The 17,739-nt window shown below is 70.2% G+C and carries 12 protein-coding genes; 11 read left to right on the top strand and 1 reads right to left on the bottom strand.

The window, feature by feature from the left end; translation table 11 throughout:
* The first annotated feature begins 3 nt into the window (after positions 1-3).
* Positions 4-840, top strand: coding sequence for a methylenetetrahydrofolate reductase (locus SGFS_RS05500; protein WP_286248078.1), 837 nt, complete (start codon positions 4-6; stop codon positions 838-840).
* Between the two features lie 101 nt (positions 841-941).
* Here SGFS_RS05500 and purU read toward each other — a convergent pair whose 3' ends face one another.
* Positions 942-1,823, bottom strand: coding sequence for a formyltetrahydrofolate deformylase (purU, locus tag SGFS_RS05495; RefSeq protein ID WP_286248077.1), 882 nt, complete (start codon positions 1,821-1,823; stop codon positions 942-944).
* 218 nt (positions 1,824-2,041) lie between these two features.
* Between purU and SGFS_RS05490 the strand changes: the two genes are divergently transcribed.
* From SGFS_RS05490 to SGFS_RS05445, 10 genes are all read left to right on the top strand, one after another.
* Entirely contained in the window at positions 2,042-3,511 is a 1,470-nt protein-coding gene (locus tag SGFS_RS05490) for an aldehyde dehydrogenase family protein (protein WP_286248076.1), read from the top strand.
* Between the two features lie 19 nt (positions 3,512-3,530).
* Entirely contained in the window at positions 3,531-4,619 is a 1,089-nt protein-coding gene (locus tag SGFS_RS05485) for a quaternary amine ABC transporter ATP-binding protein (protein WP_286248074.1), read from the top strand.
* Positions 4,619-6,631 (top strand): ABC transporter permease, encoded by a 2,013-nt coding sequence (locus tag SGFS_RS05480; protein WP_286248072.1) that lies wholly within the window; start codon positions 4,619-4,621, stop codon positions 6,629-6,631. The genes SGFS_RS05485 and SGFS_RS05480 overlap by 1 nt, the downstream gene beginning before the upstream one ends.
* Positions 6,632-6,643: 12 nt before the next feature.
* Positions 6,644-7,621 carry an ABC transporter substrate-binding protein gene (locus tag SGFS_RS05475; RefSeq protein WP_286248071.1) on the top strand — a complete coding sequence of 326 codons (978 nt, stop codon included), beginning with the start codon at positions 6,644-6,646 and terminating at the stop codon, positions 7,619-7,621.
* A gap of 215 nt (positions 7,622-7,836) precedes the next feature.
* On the top strand, positions 7,837-10,275 hold the full coding sequence (locus SGFS_RS05470) for a GcvT family protein (RefSeq protein WP_286248070.1): 2,439 nt from the start codon (positions 7,837-7,839) through the stop codon (positions 10,273-10,275).
* Between the two features lie 146 nt (positions 10,276-10,421).
* A complete protein-coding gene (locus tag SGFS_RS05465; protein ID WP_286248069.1) occupies positions 10,422-11,282 on the top strand; it encodes a bifunctional methylenetetrahydrofolate dehydrogenase/methenyltetrahydrofolate cyclohydrolase in 861 nt (286 codons plus the stop codon).
* Positions 11,279-12,562 carry a serine hydroxymethyltransferase gene (gene glyA / locus SGFS_RS05460; protein ID WP_286248068.1) on the top strand — a complete coding sequence of 428 codons (1,284 nt, stop codon included), beginning with the start codon at positions 11,279-11,281 and terminating at the stop codon, positions 12,560-12,562. The genes SGFS_RS05465 and glyA overlap by 4 nt, the downstream gene beginning before the upstream one ends.
* A complete protein-coding gene (locus SGFS_RS05455; protein ID WP_286248067.1) occupies positions 12,559-13,791 on the top strand; it encodes a sarcosine oxidase subunit beta family protein in 1,233 nt (410 codons plus the stop codon). The genes glyA and SGFS_RS05455 overlap by 4 nt, the downstream gene beginning before the upstream one ends.
* 11 nt (positions 13,792-13,802) lie before the next feature.
* Entirely contained in the window at positions 13,803-17,105 is a 3,303-nt protein-coding gene (locus SGFS_RS05450) for a sarcosine oxidase subunit alpha family protein (protein ID WP_286248066.1), read from the top strand.
* On the top strand, positions 17,098-17,691 hold the full coding sequence (locus tag SGFS_RS05445) for a sarcosine oxidase subunit gamma (RefSeq protein ID WP_286248065.1): 594 nt from the start codon (positions 17,098-17,100) through the stop codon (positions 17,689-17,691). The genes SGFS_RS05450 and SGFS_RS05445 overlap by 8 nt, the downstream gene beginning before the upstream one ends.
* Positions 17,692-17,739 lie beyond the last annotated feature (48 nt).

The raw sequence follows: 17,739 nt of genomic DNA, 5'->3' as shown, positions 1-17,739 counted from the left end.
ACGTTGGGTGCCGCAGGGCTGAGGACGCTGCTGGAGAGCGTCCGCTACGAGGTGCTGCCCGCGAAGGCCACCGAGGACAAGGTCCTCGCCCATGTCCCGCGCGACGTCGTCGTCACGGTGACGGCGTCGCCGGTCAAGGGCCTGGAGCCGACCCTCGATCTCACCGCCCGGCTCGCGGCGCACGGCTACCGCGTCGTCCCGCATGTGCCGGCGCGGCTGCTGCGGGACGACGCACAGCTGAAGGACGTCGTCGACAGGCTCCGCGCGTCGGGCGTGGACGACGTCTTCGTCCCGGCGGGCGACGCCGATCCGCCGGCCGGGACCTACGACGGGGCGCTGCCGGTGCTGCGCAGGCTCAGCGAGTTGGGCAGGCCCTTCGCGCATGTCGGCGTCACCGGTTACCCCGAGAGTCATCCGCTCATCCATGACGACATCACCATCCAGGCGATGTGGGACAAGCGCGAGCACGCCACGTACATCGTGAGCAACCTGTGCTTCGATCCGCGGGTGCTCGGGGAGTGGATCGCGCGGATACGGCGCCGGGACGTCGGTCTGCCGGTGCACCTGGGGGTGGCCGGGCCGGTGCAGCGGGCGAAGCTGCTGGCCATGGCGACGAAGATCGGTGTGGGGGAGTCGACGCGCTTCCTGACGAAGCACGCCTCGTGGTTCGTGCGGTTCGCGACGCCTGGGGGCTATTCGCCGGAGAGGCTGCTGACCCGCGCCGAGGACGCGCTCACCGCCCCTTCGGCGGGTGTGGCGGGCCTGCACCTGTTCACGTTCAACCAGATCGCCGAGACGGAGGCGTGGCGCCGCGCGGTGCTCGCGCGGCTCGAGGGCTGAGTTTTGATGCGTGCGTGAGGGGGGCGAAGCCCCTCACGCCCGTATACGGCGGCGGGGCGGAGCTGGACCCCCAGCTCCGCCCCGCCGTCCTGCCGTACCGCTCAGCGGAAGACCACCGTGCGGTTGCCGTACACCATGACGCGGTTCTCGCTGTGCCACTTCACGGCGTGCGCGAGTACCTGGGCCTCGACGTCCCGGCCGACCGTGACCAGGTCCCGGGGGTCGAGCGAGTGGTCGACCCTGACGACGTCCTGCTCGATGATCTGGCCCTCGTCGAGGTCCGGAGTCACATAGTGCGCCGTCGCGCCGACGAGCTTCACACCACGGTCGTAGGCCTGCTCGTACGGACGCGCGCCCTTGAAGCTGGGGAGGAAGGAGTGGTGGATGTTGATGGCGTGGCCCTCGAGCTGCTTGCACAGGTCGTCGGAGAGGATCTGCATGTAGCGGGCCAGCACCACCAGGTCCACGTCCAGCTCGCGCACCAGCTCCAGCAGGCGCGCCTCGGCCTCGGCCTTGGTGTCCTTGGTGACCGGGATGTGATGGAAGGGGACACCGTAGGTCTCCGCCAGCCCCTCGAAGTCGCGATGGTTGGAGACGATCGCGGGGATCTCGATGTTCAGGGCGCCGGTGCGCCGGCGGAAGAGCAGATCGTTGAGGCAGTGGCCGAACTTGGACACCATGATGAGCGTCCGGGTCGGGGTGGACGCCTCGCGCAGGGTCCACGAGATGCGGTACGCCTCGGCGACGGGACCGAATCGGTAACGCAGATTTTTCAGATTCGCGTCCGGATCGGAGACGTCGAAGTGGACCCTCATGAAGAATCGGCCCTGGAGTCGATCATCGAACTGCTGGCTCTCCAGGATGTTGCCCGAGTTCCTGACGAGGAAGCCGCTCACTGCATGGACCAGTCCGGCGCTGTCGGGACACGAGAGGGTGAGGACGAACTCACGGCCAGATTGCGGTCGTGGGGTGTTAGGGGACACGTCGGCCTCCGTCGGTGCGTATTGCACAACAAGGTGAGCGATACGCAACATGGTCGGCTCGACTTCGCTCGCGGTCAAGAGTTGGTCGCGGAAGTGTCCGCTGGCTGAATCGTCATCCTCCAACCTCTTGACGCAGGTCTATGACGTTGGCCATGGTGTTCCACCACAAGCAATTTGATGCACAATGCGCAACGCATTTCGGCTGAGGGGCTTGGCGCGTGGCAGACCTGTATGTGGCTGGGGAATGGCGGGATCCGGTGGCCGGAGGGCACCGGGAGATCCGCTGTCCCGCTGACGGCTCGCTCTCCGCGACCGTCTCGGAGGGGACACGTCCCGACACCGAGGCGGCGATCGCCGCGGCCCGCCGAGCCTTCGACGAGGGCCCCTGGCCGCACACTCCCGAGCGGGAGCGGGGCGCCCTGCTGCTGCGCACCGCCGACCTCATCGAGCGCGACGCCAAGGTGTTCGCCCGCGCCGAGTCGCTGGACACCGGCAAGAGGCTGGTGGAGAGCGAGTACGACATCGCCGACGTCGTGTCCTGTTTCCGATACTACGGGGGCCTCGGCGGCACCGACGCCGGCCGGGTGATCGACACCGGCCGCGACGACGCCGTGAGCCGCGTGATCTACGAGCCCATCGGCGTCTGCGGGCTCATCACCCCCTGGAACTATCCGCTGCTCCAGGCGTCCTGGAAGGTCGCGCCCGCCCTCCTCGCCGGCAACACGCTCGTCCTCAAGCCCAGCGAGCTCACCCCCTCCACCTCGATCCTGCTGATGAAGGCCCTGGCGGAGGCCGGGCTCCCGGCGGGCGCCGCCAACCTCGTCCTGGGCACCGGGCCCGAGGTGGGCGCCCCGCTCTCCGAGGACCCGGCCGTCGACATGATCTCCTTCACCGGGGGACTGGAGACCGGCAAGCGGATCATGGCCACCGCCGCGGCGACCGTGAAGAAGGTCGCGCTGGAGCTCGGCGGCAAGAACCCCAACGTGATCTTCGCCGACGCCGACTTCGAGACGGCCGTGGACTTCGCCCTCACGGCGGTGTTCCTGCACTCCGGTCAGGTCTGCTCGGCAGGCGCCCGGCTGATCGTCGAGGACTCCCTGCACGACCGCTTCGTCGACGAGGTCGTCCGCCGCGCCCGGCAGATCCGCCTCGGCGGCCCCTTCGACCCCGAGGCCGAGACCGGGGCACTGATCTCCGCCCAGCACCGTGAGAAGGTCGAGGCGTACGTCGCCGCGGGCCTCGCCGAGGGCGCCGTACTGCGCTGCGGCGGCGAGCGGCCCGACGACCCCGCTCTCGCCGACGGCCACTACTACCCGCCGACCGTGCTCGACGAGTGCACGCAGGACATGCGCGTGGTGCACGAGGAGTCCTTCGGGCCCGTGCTCACCGTGGAGCGCTTCACCGACGAGGACGACGCCGTACGCATCGCCAACGACACCGAGTACGGACTCGCCGGAGCCGTTTGGACGCAGGACGCGGGCAAGGCCCAGCGGGTCGCCCGGCGGCTGCGCCACGGCACGGTGTGGATCAACGACTACCACCCCTATGTGCCGCAAGCGGAATGGGGTGGTTTCGGACACTCGGGCGTGGGCCGGGAGCTGGGACCGACCGGCCTGAACGAGTACCGAGAGCCCAAGCACATCTGGCAGAACATCCAACCCCGGCCGCAACACTGGTTCCGCGGCTGAACGCCGAAAGAGGTCGATCGTGACTTCAACGCAGACCGAGGTCCCGCAGCGGTGGGACACGCCTCAGGATTCGGACGGTACTCCGGTCATATCCGTGCGCCGGCTGTGGAAGGTGTTCGGGCCCAAGGCCGACCGGGTGCCGGATTCCGAGGAGCTGTGCGGCCTCACCCGCCGCGAGCTCATGGACCGCACCGGCTGCACCGCGGCCGTGCGCGATGTGAACTTCGACGTCCGCAAGGGCGAGGTCTTCGTCGTCATGGGCCTGTCCGGCTCCGGCAAGTCCACCCTGGTGCGATGTCTGACCCGGCTGATCGAACCCACTGCCGGGGAACTCGTCTTCGAGGGCGAGGACATCCGTGAGGCGGACGCCAAACGCCTGCGTGACCTGCGCCGCCGCAAGTTCTCCATGGTCTTCCAGCACTTCGGGCTGCTGCCCCACCGCCGGGTCGTCGACAACGTGGCCTTCGGTCTGGAGATCCGCGGCATGAGCAAGGCGGAGCGCACCAAGCGGGCCCTGGAGGTCGTCGAACTGGTCGGCCTCGCCGGCTACGAGAACTCCTACCCCGACCAGCTCTCCGGCGGTATGCAGCAGCGCGTCGGCCTCGCCCGGGCACTGGCCGGCGACCCGGACGTGCTCTTCTTCGACGAACCGTTCTCCGCGCTCGACCCGCTGATCCGCCGTGACATGCAGAACGAGGTCATCCGACTGCACCACGAGGTCGGCAAGACGATGGTGTTCATCACCCACGACCTCTCCGAGGCACTCAAGCTCGGTGACCGGATCCTCATCATGCGCGACGGCAAGATGGTCCAGTGCGGTACCGGCGACGAACTGGTCGGCGCCCCCGCCGACGACTACGTACGCGAGTTCGTCAAGGACGTCCCGCGCGGCGACGTGCTCACCCTGCGGTGGATCATGCGCCCGGTCGAGGACGGCGACGCCCTTGACGGTCCCGAGCTGGGCCCGGACGTCGTGGTGCGGGAGGCCACCCGGGCGGTGCTGGCGGCCGACAAGCCGGTCAAGGTCGTCGAGAACGGCGAACTGCTCGGCATCGTCGGCGACGAGGAGATCCTCGCGGTGGTCGCCGGGCAGGAAGGCGGCATGTGATGACCGTCGCCGTGGAGAAGCCGGAACAACCCCAGAAGACGGACGCCGTACCCCCGGCCGCCGCACCCGCCGCCCGCGTACGCAAGATCGGGCGCGGCACGGTGGTGGCCGTGATCCTGGTCGCCTGGCTGGTGCTCTTCGCCGTACTGCGTGGCAAGCAGACGCTCGCCCTGGCCGCGGCGGACCTCACGGATCTGCACCGCTGGATCAACGACCTCAACGACTCCATCGGCGCGAATCGCAACTCCAACCCGCTGTTCCTCTACTTCTTCAACGAGATCCGGCTGGTCATCGACACCCTGGTGACCTTCCTCCGGGAACTGATCTCCCAGCCCTCCGTCGGCCGCCCCGTCCCCCAGATCGGCTGGCTCGGCGTCGTCGGCATCGTGGGTTACGTCTCCTGGGCCGTGGGCAACTGGCGGGTCGCCCTCCTGGCGGTGGCGGGCTTCACCTTCTTCGGGCTGCAGGGCCTGTGGCAGCAGAGCATGGACACCCTGGCCCTCGTCCTCTGCGCGGTCCTCGTGGCGCTGCTGTTCGCGATCCCGCTGGGGGTGTGGGCGGGGCTGTCCGACCGGTTCAACCGGATCGTGACGCCGTTCCTGGACTTCATGCAGACGATGCCGACCTTCGTCTATCTCGCCCCGCTGACCCTGTTCTTCCTCATCGGCGGTGCCTCCGCCGTCATCGCCACCGTGATCTACGCGGCGCCGCCGGCGATCCGTATCACCGCGCACGCCATCCGGTCGGTGCCGGGGACCACTGTGGAGGCGGCCGACTCACTGGGTGCGACACGGTGGCAGGCGCTGCTGAAGGTCCTGCTGCCGATGTCCAAGCGGACCGTGGTGATGGGCGTCAACCAGTCGATCATGGCCGCCCTGGCCATGGTGACCATCGCGGCCCTGATCGACGCGCCCGGTCTCGGCAAGACCGTCATGCAGGCACTGCAGTCGCTCGACGTGGGCACGGCCTTCAACGCGGGCCTCGCCATCGTCGTCATGGCGATCGTCCTCGACCGGGTCACCACCGCGGCCAGTGCGCGTGAGGAGGAGGCCCGGCGTTCGAAGAACCGCTTCCTCAAGTGGCGCAGGCCGCTTCTCTGGGCGGGCGCGGCGGTCACGGCGGTCCTCGTCTACATGTCGCACACCTATCTGTGGGCGGCCGAGTTCCCCGGCGAGGGCGGCATCGGCAGCTCCATCGCGAGCACGGCGGACACCGCGACCACCTGGGTGCAGGACAGCCTCTCGGGCGTCACCAACGCCTTCCGGGACGGCATCACCAACGGCCTGCTCAACCCCTTCCAGTCGCTGCTGACCGACTCCCCGTGGTGGCTCGTCGGCGCCGTGCTGATCGCGCTCGGCGCGGTGCTCGGCGGCCCGCGCGCCGGGGCCATAGCGGGCATGTGCGTGGGCCTGCTGGTCGCCACCGGCCTGTGGTCGGACGCCATGACGACGCTGGCGTCGACCCTCGTCGCCACGGTGCTGGTGATGCTGCTCGGGGTCGCCGTCGGGGTGTGGATGGGGCGCAGCACGCTGGTGGACCGGGTGCTGCGGCCGACGCTGGACGCGGCGCAGGTCATGCCGCCGTTCGTCTATCTGGTGCCGTTCCTCGCGCTGTTCGGCGCGACCCGCTTCACGGCCATCGTCGCGGCGATCGTGTACGCGGCGCCGGTCGCCATCAAGATCATCGCGGATGGGGTGCGGGCCGTGCCGGCCACCACCGTCGAGGCGGCCACGGCCGCCGGGTGCAACAACTGGCAGATCATCACCAAGGTTCAACTGCCGATGTCACGCAGTGCCCTGACGCTCGCGACCAACCAGGGCCTGATCTACGTGCTGTCGATGGTTGTTGTGGGCGGCCTGGTGGGAGCGGGCGCCCTCGGCTACGACGTCGTGGCCGGATTCTCACAGGGGCAGCTGTACGGGAAGGGGCTCGCGGCGGGGCTCGCCATCGTCCTTCTCGGAGTCATGTTCGACCGGATCACTCAGGCAGCCGCGCGACGCGTGAGCGCATAAGGAGCACGGACCATGGCAACACAAGTACGTCAGTGGAGAGTCGGCGCGGCCGGTCTGGCCGTTCTCGGTCTCACCCTCACCGCCTGTGGCGGCGCGAAGGTCGGTGACAGCTCCTCGGCCTCGGACAGCTCGGGCGACTCCGGCAAGTGCGGAGCCTTCAACCTCGCCGTCAACCCGTGGGTGGGCTACGAGGCGGACGCGGCGGTCGTCGCGTACGTCGCGGAGCACGACCTCGGCTGTACGGTCACCCAGAAGGACCTGAAGGAGGAGATCGCCTGGCAGGGCTTCGGGACGGGCGAGGTCGACGCCGTCATCGAGAACTGGGGCCACGACGATCTGAAGAAGAAGTACATCACCGACCAGAAGACCGCCGTGGAGGCCGGCTCGACCGGCAACAAAGGCATCATCGGCTGGTACGTGCCGCCGTGGCTGGCCAAGGCCCACCCGGACATCACCGACTACAAGAACCTCAACAAGTACGCCTCGAAGTTCAAGACGTCCGAGTCGGGCGGCAAGGGCCAGCTCCTGGACGGCGACCCGTCGTACGTCACCAACGACGAGGCGCTGGTGAAGAACCTGAAGCTGGACTTCAAGGTGGTGTACGCGGGCAGCGAGACCGCGCTCATCCAGGCCTTCCGCAAGGCCGAGAAGAACAAGGAATGGGTGATCGGCTACTTCTACGAGCCGCAGTGGTTCCTGTCCGAGGTGCCCCTGGTCAAGGTGAACCTGCCCAAGTACACGGACGGCTGTGACGCCGACGCGGAGAAGGTCGCCTGCGACTACCCCGTGTACGACCTCGACAAGATCGTCAGCGCGAAGTTCGCCAAGTCGGGCAGCCCCGCCTATGACCTGGTGAAGAACTTCAGCTGGACGAACGACGACCAGAACACCGTGGCCAAGTACATCGCGGTGGACAAGATGGCGCCCGAGGCGGCGGCGAAGAAGTGGGTCGAGGCCAACCGCGACAAGGTCGACGCCTGGATCAAGTGACCCCTGCTCCGGGGTGGTCGAACATGCCCGGCGGGCGGTGTGCACACGTGTGCGCCGCCCGCCGGGCATCGCCGTGTTCGGGGCCTTTTTCCTCCCCTCACGGACCCCTTGACACCCCCTCCTCGGGGCAGGCACATTGAGTTGCGCAACCTGAACCATGTTGCGCAGACAGCAACTGAACCGGCTGGACTCAGTTTTCAATCGGAGGTGCGGCGATGGCGGGACCCCGAGTGGTCATCATCGGAGCGGGCGTCGTTGGCGCGGCACTCGCGGACGAGATCTCCGCGCGCGGCTGGACCGAAGTGACCGTGGTCGACCAGGGGCCTCTCCCCGCCACCGGGGGCTCGTCGTCGCACGCCCCGGGCCTGGTCTTCCAGACCAACTCCTCCAAGACCATGACCGAGATGGCGCGCTACACCGTCGAGAAGTTCTGCTCCCTCGACGTCGACGGCAAGCCCTGTTTCCTCCAGGTCGGCGGCCTCGAAGTGGCCACCACCCCCGAGCGCCTGACCGAACTGAGGCGCCGCCACGGCTGGATCACCGCCTGGGGCATCGACGCCCGGCTGCTGAGCGCCGACGAGTGCGTCGAGCAGCACCCGCTGGTCAACCGCGACAAGGTCCTCGGCGGTCTCCTGGTCCCCACCGACGGCCTCGCCAAGGCCGTCCTCGCCGTCGAGGCGCAGATCCGCCGGGCCACCGAGCGCGGCGTGACCTTCCTGGCCCGCCACGAAGTCCTCGACGTACAGCAGGCCGACGGCCGCGTCACCGGCGTCCTCACCGACCAGGGCGAGATCGCGGCCGACATCGTCGTGTGCTGCGCCGGCATCTGGGGCCCGAAGATCGCCCGCATGGTCGGCATGAACCTCCCGCTGACCCCGCTCGCCCACCAGCTCGCCTGGACCGGCCCGGTCCCCGCCCTCGCCGGCCAGACCGAGGAGGCGGTCCGCCCGATCCTGCGCCACCAGGACGCCGACCTCTACTACCGCGACCGCTTCGACGGCATCGGCATCGGCTACTACGGCCACCGCCCGATGCCCATCACGGCCGACGAGATCCTCTCCGTCGACGAGGCCGACGACATGCCCTCGGTCCTCAAGTTCACCGAGGACGACTTCGCCGACGCCTGGACCGAGACCCAGTCCCTCCTCCCCGCGACCAAGGACGCCAAGGTCGAGGAGGGCATCAACGGCCTGTTCTCCTTCACCACCGACAACTTCCCGCTGCTCGGCGAGTCCCCGGACGTCAAGGGCTTCTGGGTCGCCGAGGCGGTGTGGGTCACCCACTCCGCGGGCGTCGGCCGGGCCATGGCCGAATGGCTGGTCGACGGCTACTGCTCGTCCTTCGACCTGCACGAGTGCGACGTCAACCGCTTCGAGCCGCACCAGCTCTCCCCGGAGTACGTCCTGGCCCGCGACTGCCAGAACTTCGTCGAGGTCTACGACATCCTCCACCCGCTCCAGCCCTCCGGGAAGCCCCGCCCGATCCGCACCAGCCCCTTCCACGCCCGCCAGCAGGAGCACGGCGCCGTCTTCCTGGAGGCGAACGGCTGGGAGCGCCCGCAGTGGTACGAGGCCAACGCGTCCCTGGTCGAGGGCCGCAACATCCCCACACCGGGCGACTGGGCCGCTCAGTACTGGTCGCCCATCGTCGGCGCCGAGGCCCAGGCCACCCGCGAGACCGTCGCCATGTACGACATGACGGCCCTCAAGCGCCTGGAGGTGACCGGCCCCGGTGCCGCCGCCTTCCTGGAGCGCCTGACCAGCAGCAAGGTCGCCAAGTCCGTCGGCTCGGTGACGTACACGCTGCTGCTGGACCACGACGGCGGCATCCGCAGCGACGTCACCGTCGCCCGGCTGGCCCGTGACCTCTTCCAGGTCGGCGCCAACGGCAACCTCGACCTCGACTGGCTCACCCGCCACCTCCCCGCCGACGGCACGGTCCAGGTCCGCGACATCACCCCCGGCACCTGCTGCATCGGCCTGTGGGGCCCGCTGGCCCGCAAGGTCCTCCAGCCCCTGACGGACGAGGACTTCTCGAACGACGGCCTGAAGTACTTCCGCGCCAAGCGCGCCCACATCGGCTCCGTCCCGGTGACGGCGATGCGCCTGTCGTACGTCGGTGAACTCGGCTGGGAGCTGTACACCACCGCCGACCTCGGCCAGAAGCTGTGGGACACCCTGTGGCAGGCGGCCCAGCCGCTCGGCGGTGTCATCGCCGGCCGTGGCGCCTTCAACAGCCTCCGCCTGGAGAAGGGCTACCGCTCCTTCGGCACCGACATGACCTACGAGCACGACCCCTACGAGGCCGGCGTCGGCTTCGCGGTCAAGCTCGACCGCGACGACTTCATCGGCAAGGCCGCATTGGAGCGTCGCAAGGACGACGTACGACGGAAGCTGACGTGTCTGACCATCGACGACCCGCAGTCGGTCGTCATGGGCAAGGAGCCGGTGTACGACGGTGATCGTGCCGTCGGCTATGTCACCAGCGCGGCCTATGGCTACACCATCGGCAAGGGGATCGCCTACGCGTGGCTGCCGACGGAACTGACGGCCCCTGGGACCACCTTGCACATCGGCTATTTCGACCAGCGCGTCGAGGCTGTCGTGGCCGAGGAGCCGTTGTTCGACCCGACGATGTCCCGTCTTCGTGGCTGAGTGGTCCGAGGGGGCGCCGCGATGTGTTGTCCGTCGGCTGCGGGTGCGTCGTGGCTGGTCGCGCTCCGCGGCGGAGCCGCAGATCGATACAGCCCCGCGCCCCTTTGGGGCGCTCAGCCTCAGGCCCGTAGGAAGGAGTACCGTCGGTGACCGCACAGCTGCTTGACGGCAAGGCGACCGCTGCCGACATCCGCCGCGAACTCGCCGAGCGCGTCGCCAAGTTGACGGCCACCGGTGGCCGCCCGCCCGGGCTCGGCACGGTCCTGGTCGGCGACGACCCCGGCAGTCGTGCCTACGTCGCCGGCAAGCACCGCGACTGCGCGCAGGTGGGCATCGCCTCGATTCGCCGGGACCTGCCTGCCGACGCCTCGCAGCGGCAGGTCGAGGACGTCATCGACGAACTCAACGCCGACCCGGCCTGCACCGGCTACATCGTCCAGCTTCCGCTCCCGCGCCACCTCGACGCCAACGCCGTACTGGAACGCATGGACCCGGCCAAGGACGCCGACGGCCTGCATCCCGTCAACCTCGGCCGGCTCGTCCTCGGCGTCGAGGCCCCGTTGCCGTGCACCCCGCGCGGCATCGTCGAACTGCTCCGCCGGTACGAGGTGCCGCTCGCCGGGGCGCGGGTGTGCGTGATCGGACGCGGCATCACGGTCGGGCGGCCCATCGGGCTGCTGCTGACCCGCCGCTCGGAGAACGCCACCGTCACCCTCTGCCACACCGGAACCAAGGGCCTGGCCTGGCACACACGTGAGGCCGACATCGTCATCGCCGCCGCAGGATCGCCCGGACTGATCACCAAGGACATGCTGCGTTCCGGCGCGGCCGTCCTGGACGTCGGTATCACCCGCACCGAACAAGGGCTGGTCGGCGACGTACACCCGGAGGCCACCACGGTCGCCGGATGGCTGGCGCCGATGCCCGGGGGCGTGGGCCCCATGACCCGAGCCATGCTGCTCGCCAATGTCGTCGAGGCCGCCGAGAGGAACGTGAACGCCGTATGAGCGCGCTGAACACCCCCCTGGCGCAGCTGGACCCCGAGGTCCACGAAGCCCTGCGCGCCGAACTGCACCGCCAGCAGTCCACCCTCGAGATGATCGCCTCGGAGAACTTCGCGCCCACCGCCGTGATGGAGGCGCAGGGCTCGGTCGCGACCAACAAGTACGCCGAGGGCTACCCCGGACGCCGGTACTACGGCGGCTGCGAACACGTCGACGTCACCGAGCGGCTCGCCATCGAGCGGGTCAAAGCCCTCTTCGGCGCGGGCTACGCCAACGTCCAGCCGCACTCGGGCGCCCAGGCCAACACCGCCGTCTTCTTCGCCCTGCTCCAGCCGGGCGACACGATCCTCGGGCTCGACCTCGCGCACGGCGGGCACCTCACCCACGGCATGCGCATCAACTACAGCGGCAAGATGCTCAACGTCGTGCCGTACCACGTGGCCGCGGAGGACAACCTCGTCGACATGGACGAGGTCGAGCGGCTCGCCAAGGAACACCGCCCCAAGATGATCATCGCGGGCTGGTCGGCGTACCCGAGGCAGCTGGACTTCGCGGCCTTCCGGCGGATCGCCGACGAGGTGGGCGCCCTGCTGATGGTCGACATGGCCCACTTCGCCGGCCTGGTCGCCGCCGGGCTGCACCCCAACCCCGTCCCGCACGCCCATGTGACGACCACGACGACCCACAAGACGCTCGGCGGTCCGCGCGGCGGCGTCATCCTCACCAACGAGGCCGACCTCGCCAAGAAGATCAACTCGGCGGTGTTCCCGGGGATGCAGGGCGGACCGCTGGAGCACGTCATCGCCGCGAAGGCGGTGTCGTTCAAGGTCGCCGCGTCCGAGGAGTTCGCCGAACGCCAGGCCCGTACGCTGGCCGGCTCCCGCATCCTCGCCGAACGCCTCACCCGCCCCGACGCGGCGGCCGCCGGGGTGAAGGTGCTGACCGGCGGCACGGACGTCCACCTCGTCCTCGTCGACCTGCGGGAATCGGAGCTCGACGGCCGACAGGCCGAGGACCTGCTCCACGAGATCGGCATCACCGTCAACCGCAACGCCGTCCCCTTCGACCCGCGCCCGCCCATGGTCACCTCGGGCCTGCGCATCGGCACCCCCGCGCTGGCCACCCGGGGCTTCACCGAGGACGACTTCACCGAGGTCGCCGACGTGATCGCGCTGGCCCTCCAGCCCGGTCCGGACATCGGCGCCCTGCGCGCCCGTACGGAGGCGCTGGCCGCCAAACACCCGCTCTACCCGCACCTCTCGGAACACGGAGACGCCCGATGAGCCCCCGCACCCCAGGCGCCGCGCTCCCCGAACACCCCGACTGGCTGTGGCGCACGCCCGAGCCTAAGCGCTCGTACGACGTGATCGTCGTGGGTGGCGGCGGCCACGGGCTGGCCACCGCCCACTACCTGGCGAGGAACCACGGCATCACCAACGTCGCCGTGCTGGAGAAGGGCTGGCTGGCGGGCGGCAACATGGCCCGCAACACCACGATCATCCGCTCCAACTACCTGTGGGACGAGAGCGCGGGCATCTACGAGCACGCCCTCAAGCTGTGGGAGGGGCTCGCGGAGGAGCTCGACTACCCGATCCTCTTCTCCCAGCGCGGCGTGCTGAACCTCGCGCACAGCCTGCAGGACGTCCGCGACAGCGTGCGCCGGGTGGAGGCGAACCGCCTCAACGGCGTGGACGCGGAGTGGCTCGACGCCGAGCAGGTCAAGGAAGTCTGCCCGATCGTCAACATCTCCCCGGATGTGCGCTACCCGGTCCTCGGCGGCACCTACCAGCCACGCGCCGGCATCGCGAAGCACGACCACGTGGCCTGGGGCCTGGCCCGCTCGGCCGACGCGGCCGGTATCGACATCATCCAGAACTGCGAGGTCACCGGCCTGGACGTGGTCGGCGGCCGGGTGGTCGGAGTCCAGACCAGCCTCGGCCCCATCGCCGCGGGCAAGGTGGCGCTCTGCTCCGCGGGCCACACCTCGGTCCTCGCCGCCATGGCGGGCATCGAACTCCCGCTGCAGAGCCACCCGTTGCAGGCCCTGGTCTCCGAACTGCTGGAGCCGGTCCACCCCACGGTCGTCATGTCCAACGCGGTCCACGTGTACGTCAGTCAGGCGCACAAGGGCGAGCTGGTCATGGGCGCGGGCATCGACGCGTACAACTCCTACACCCAGCGCGGCGCCTTCCACATCATCGAGGAACAGATGTCGGCGGCCCTGGAGCTCTTCCCGGTTTTCGCCCGGGCCCACGTCCTGCGCACCTGGGGCGGCATCGTGGACGTCAGCCCCGACGCCTCGCCGATCATCGGCCTCACCCCGGTGGACAACCTCTACCTCAACTGTGGCTGGGGCACGGGCGGCTTCAAGGCCACCCCGGGCGTCGGCTGGGTCTACGCCCACACCATCGCCCACGACACCCCGCACGCCCTCAACGCCCCCTTCTCGCTCGACCGTTTCACCACCGGCGCGCTCGTCGACGAGCACGGCGCGGCCGCGGTGGCCCACTAGGGAGCCGAACCATGCTGCTCATCCCCTGCCCGTGGTGCGGGCCCCGCGACGAGGCCGAGTTCCACTACGGCGGCCAGGCACACGTGCCGTACCCGGAGAACCCGGCGGCCCTCACCGACGAGGAGTGGGCCCGCTACCTGTTCTTCCGTGACAACACCAAAGGCCCCTTCGCCGAGCGCTGGAGCCACGCGGCGGGCTGCCGCCGCTGGTTCAACGCGGTGCGGGACACGGCGACGAACGAGATCCTCTCCGTCTATCGGTCGGGGGAGCCGCGTCCGGCCGACACGGAACTGAGGCCTGCGACGACTTCCGAGCCGCGTACGGCAACAGCTGGGCCGAGTACGGTCACTTCTCAGCCCGGGCCGGCACAACCAGCCGGTCCGGCGCTTGCGGACGAGGCCGTTCAGGCCGAAAGCGGGGGTCTGGGGGCGGCAGCCCCCAGGGATGGGACGGGTAGGGGCGGCGGGGGCGCCGCACCCGTCAGCGGCTCCGCCGCGAGCCACCCGTTCCGCCACCCCACCCACGGCCGAGTGGACCGAGACACCCCCCTCACCTTCACCTTCGACGGCACCGCGTACCAGGGCTACCGAGGCGACACCCTCGCCTCCGCCCTCCTCGCCAACGGCGTCATCCAGGCCGGCACCAGCATCAAGCTCGGCCGCCCACGCGGCATCTTCTCGGCCGGCGTCGAGGAACCCAACGCCGTCATCCAGATCGAGGCCCCGTTCCCCGAGCCGATGCTCCCCGCCACGACCGTCGAGCTGTACGACGGCCTGGTCGCGACCAGCCTCCCCGGCCAGGGCCGCCTCGCCACCGAACCCGACCCGGCCCGCTACGACGCCGTACACGCGCACTGCGACCTGCTCGTGGTCGGCGCGGGCCCGGCCGGCCTCGCGGCCGCGGCGGCGGCGGCGAAGAGCGGCGCCCGCGTCATCCTCGCCGACGACCAGCCCGAGCCGGGCGGCAGCCTCCTGGGCACGGGAGAGCACCTCGACTGGGTGGCGGAGACCGCCGCGCGACTGGACAGCGCACCCGATGTGCGCGTCCTGCGCCGCACCACCGTCTTCGGTTACTACGACGACAACCACCTCCTCGCCGTCGAACGCCGCACCAACCACCTGGGCGCCGACGCCCCCGAGAACGTCTCCCGCGAACGTGTCTGGCGCATCCGCGCCCGCCGCGTCGTCCTCGCCACCGGCGCCCACGAGCGCTCACTGGCCTTCGCGGACAACGACCGCCCCGGCGTGATGCTGGCCGCCTCGGCCCGCACCTACGTCAACCGTCACGGAGTCCTGCCCGGCCGCCGCGCGGTCGTCTTCACCACCAACGACAGTGCCTACGCGGCGGCGCTGGACCTCGCCGCGGCGGGAGTGGACGTCGTCGCGGTCGTCGACACCCGCTCCGAGCCGGGGGAGTGGGCGCAGCGCGCCCGGGCCGCCGGTGTCGAGGTGCTTCCCGGGCACGCCGTCACCGGCACGGAGGGCGCCCCGCGTCTCACCGCCGTGACCGTCGCCCCGTACGGGGAGTCCGCCGGGCAGCGGGAGTTCGCCGCCGATCTGCTGCTGGTCTCCGGCGGCTGGAATCCGGTGGGGCACCTGTTCAGTCAGGCGGGCGGCAAGCTCCGCCACGACGAGGCGCTCGGTTCCTTCGTCCCCGCCGAGTGCCGCCAGGCGGTCGAGGTCGCGGGCAGCGCGAACGGCGTACTGGACCTGGCCTCGGTGCTCGCCCAGGGTGCCGCAGCCGGTGCCCGCGCGACGGAGGCGGAGGGCTACGCCGCCGAGGCGCCCCGGCTGCCGGACGTTGCCGCGCGGCCGCACACGCCGCCCATGCATGTGTACGCCGTCCCCGGCCGGGAAGGCGCCCCCCGCTTCGTGGACCTCCAGCGCGACGTCACCATCGACGACCTGGCCCGGGCGACCGGCGCCGGTATGCGCTCGGTCGAGCACACCAAGCGCTACACCACGGCCGGCACCGCCAACGACCAGGGCAAGACCTCAGGTGTTCTGGCCAGCGGGGTCGTCGCCGAACTGCTCGGCGTGGACATCTCGGCGCTCGGCACGACCACGTTCCGCCCGCCCTACACCCCCGTCTCCTTCGCCGCCCTCGCCGGCCGGGACCGCGGCGCGCTGAGCGACCCGGTCCGCACGACCGCGATCCACGAGTGGCATGTCGAGCACGGCGCCCTGTTCGAGAACGTCGGCCAGTGGAAGCGCCCCTGGTACTACCCCCAGGACGGCGAGGACATGGAAGCGGCCGTGCTGCGCGAGTGCGCCGCAGCCCGCGACAGTGTGGCGTTCATGGACGCCTCCACCCTCGGCAAGATCGACGTCCAGGGCCCGGACGCCGCCGTCTTCCTCGACCTGCTCTACACCAACATGATGAGCACCCTGAAAGTCGGCATGATCCGCTACGGCGTCATGTGCCGCATGGACGGCATGGTCTTCGACGACGGCACGGTCATCCGCCTCGCCCAGGACCGCTTCCTCGTCACCACGACCACGGGCAACGCCGCCGCCGTACTGGACTGGATGGAGGAGTGGCTCCAGACCGAGTGGCCGGAGCTGCGCGTCCACTGCACGTCCGTGACCGAGCAGTGGGCCACGGTCGCCCTGGTGGGCCCGCGTTCTCGTGACGTCCTCGGCGCCCTCGCACCTCAACTGGCCGTGTCCAACGACGACTTCCCGTTCATGGCCTGGCGGGACACGACCGTCGCGGGCCTCGACGCCAGGGTCTGCCGGATCAGTTTCTCCGGCGAACTCGCCTACGAGATCAACGTGTCACCGTGGGAGGCCCGCACCCTCTGGGAGGCGCTGTACGAGGCCGGCGCCCCGTACGGCATCACCCCGTACGGCACCGAGACCATGCACGTCCTGCGCGCCGAGAAGGGCTACCCGATCATCGGTCAGGACACCGACGGCACGGTCACCCCGCAGGACCTCGGCATGGGCTGGGCGGTGTCGAAGAAGAAGCCCGACTTCATCGGCAAACGCTCCTACGCCCGCGCCGACAACGCCCGCCCCGACCGCAAGCACCTGGTCGGCCTGCTCCCGGACGACCCCGGCACCTTCCTCCCCGAAGGCACACACCTGGTCGCCGACAGCGTGCTGCCCGCCCCGCCCGTCCCGATGCTGGGCCATGTCACCTCCAGCTACCGCAGTGCCGCCCTCGGCCGGACCTTCGCGCTCGCCCTGATCAAGGGCGGCCGGGACCGTATCGGCGAGCGGCTGTACGCCCCCGTCGGCGACCGGCTGGTGCCGGTGACCGTCGCCAACCCCGTCCTCTTCGACCCCGAGGGAGCCCGTCGCGATGGCTGACACCGCCCTGCCCCGCAGCCCTCTCGGGCCCGCCGCCGACCGCCTGGCCGCCACGACGCACGCCTCCGGGGGCGCGGTCCGGCTGGCCGAGCTGCCCTTCCTGGCCCAGATCGACCTGCGCCTCGACGCCAAGGGGACAGCGGCGGACGCCGTCGGGCTCGCCCTGGGCCTCCAACTGCCGCTCGAACCCAACACCGTCGTACGCGCCGGGGAGTTGACCGCACTGTGGCTCGGCCCGGACGAATGGCTGCTGGTGGGCCCGGCCGGCACACAGCGGGACCTGGAGAGCCGGATCCGGGAGGCCGCCGGGGACGAGCCCGTCTCCGTCACCGACGTCTCCGCCCAGCGCACCACGCTGCTCGTGGCGGGCCCCCGCGCCCGTGACCTCCTGGCCCACGGCTGCGCGCTGGACCTGCACCCACGCGCCTTCGGTCCCGGACGCTGCGCCCAGACCACACTGGGCCGCACCCAGGTCGTCGTGGTCGCCCGGGACGAACCCAGGGCCGGCTTCTGGGTGCTGGTCCGTTCGTCCTTCGCCGGCTATCTGGCGGACTGGCTGCTGGACGCGGCGACGGAATACATCTGACCCCCCTGAGGGTGTCCACGTAGGGGCTGCCGCGCTCGTGGCGTTTCC

It is taken from the genome of Streptomyces graminofaciens, from assembly GCF_030294945.1.
Lineage (GTDB): Bacteria > Actinomycetota > Actinomycetes > Streptomycetales > Streptomycetaceae > Streptomyces > Streptomyces graminofaciens.
Note: the sequence above shows the minus strand (reverse complement) of the source record. Positions and strands in the feature narration are given on the sequence as shown.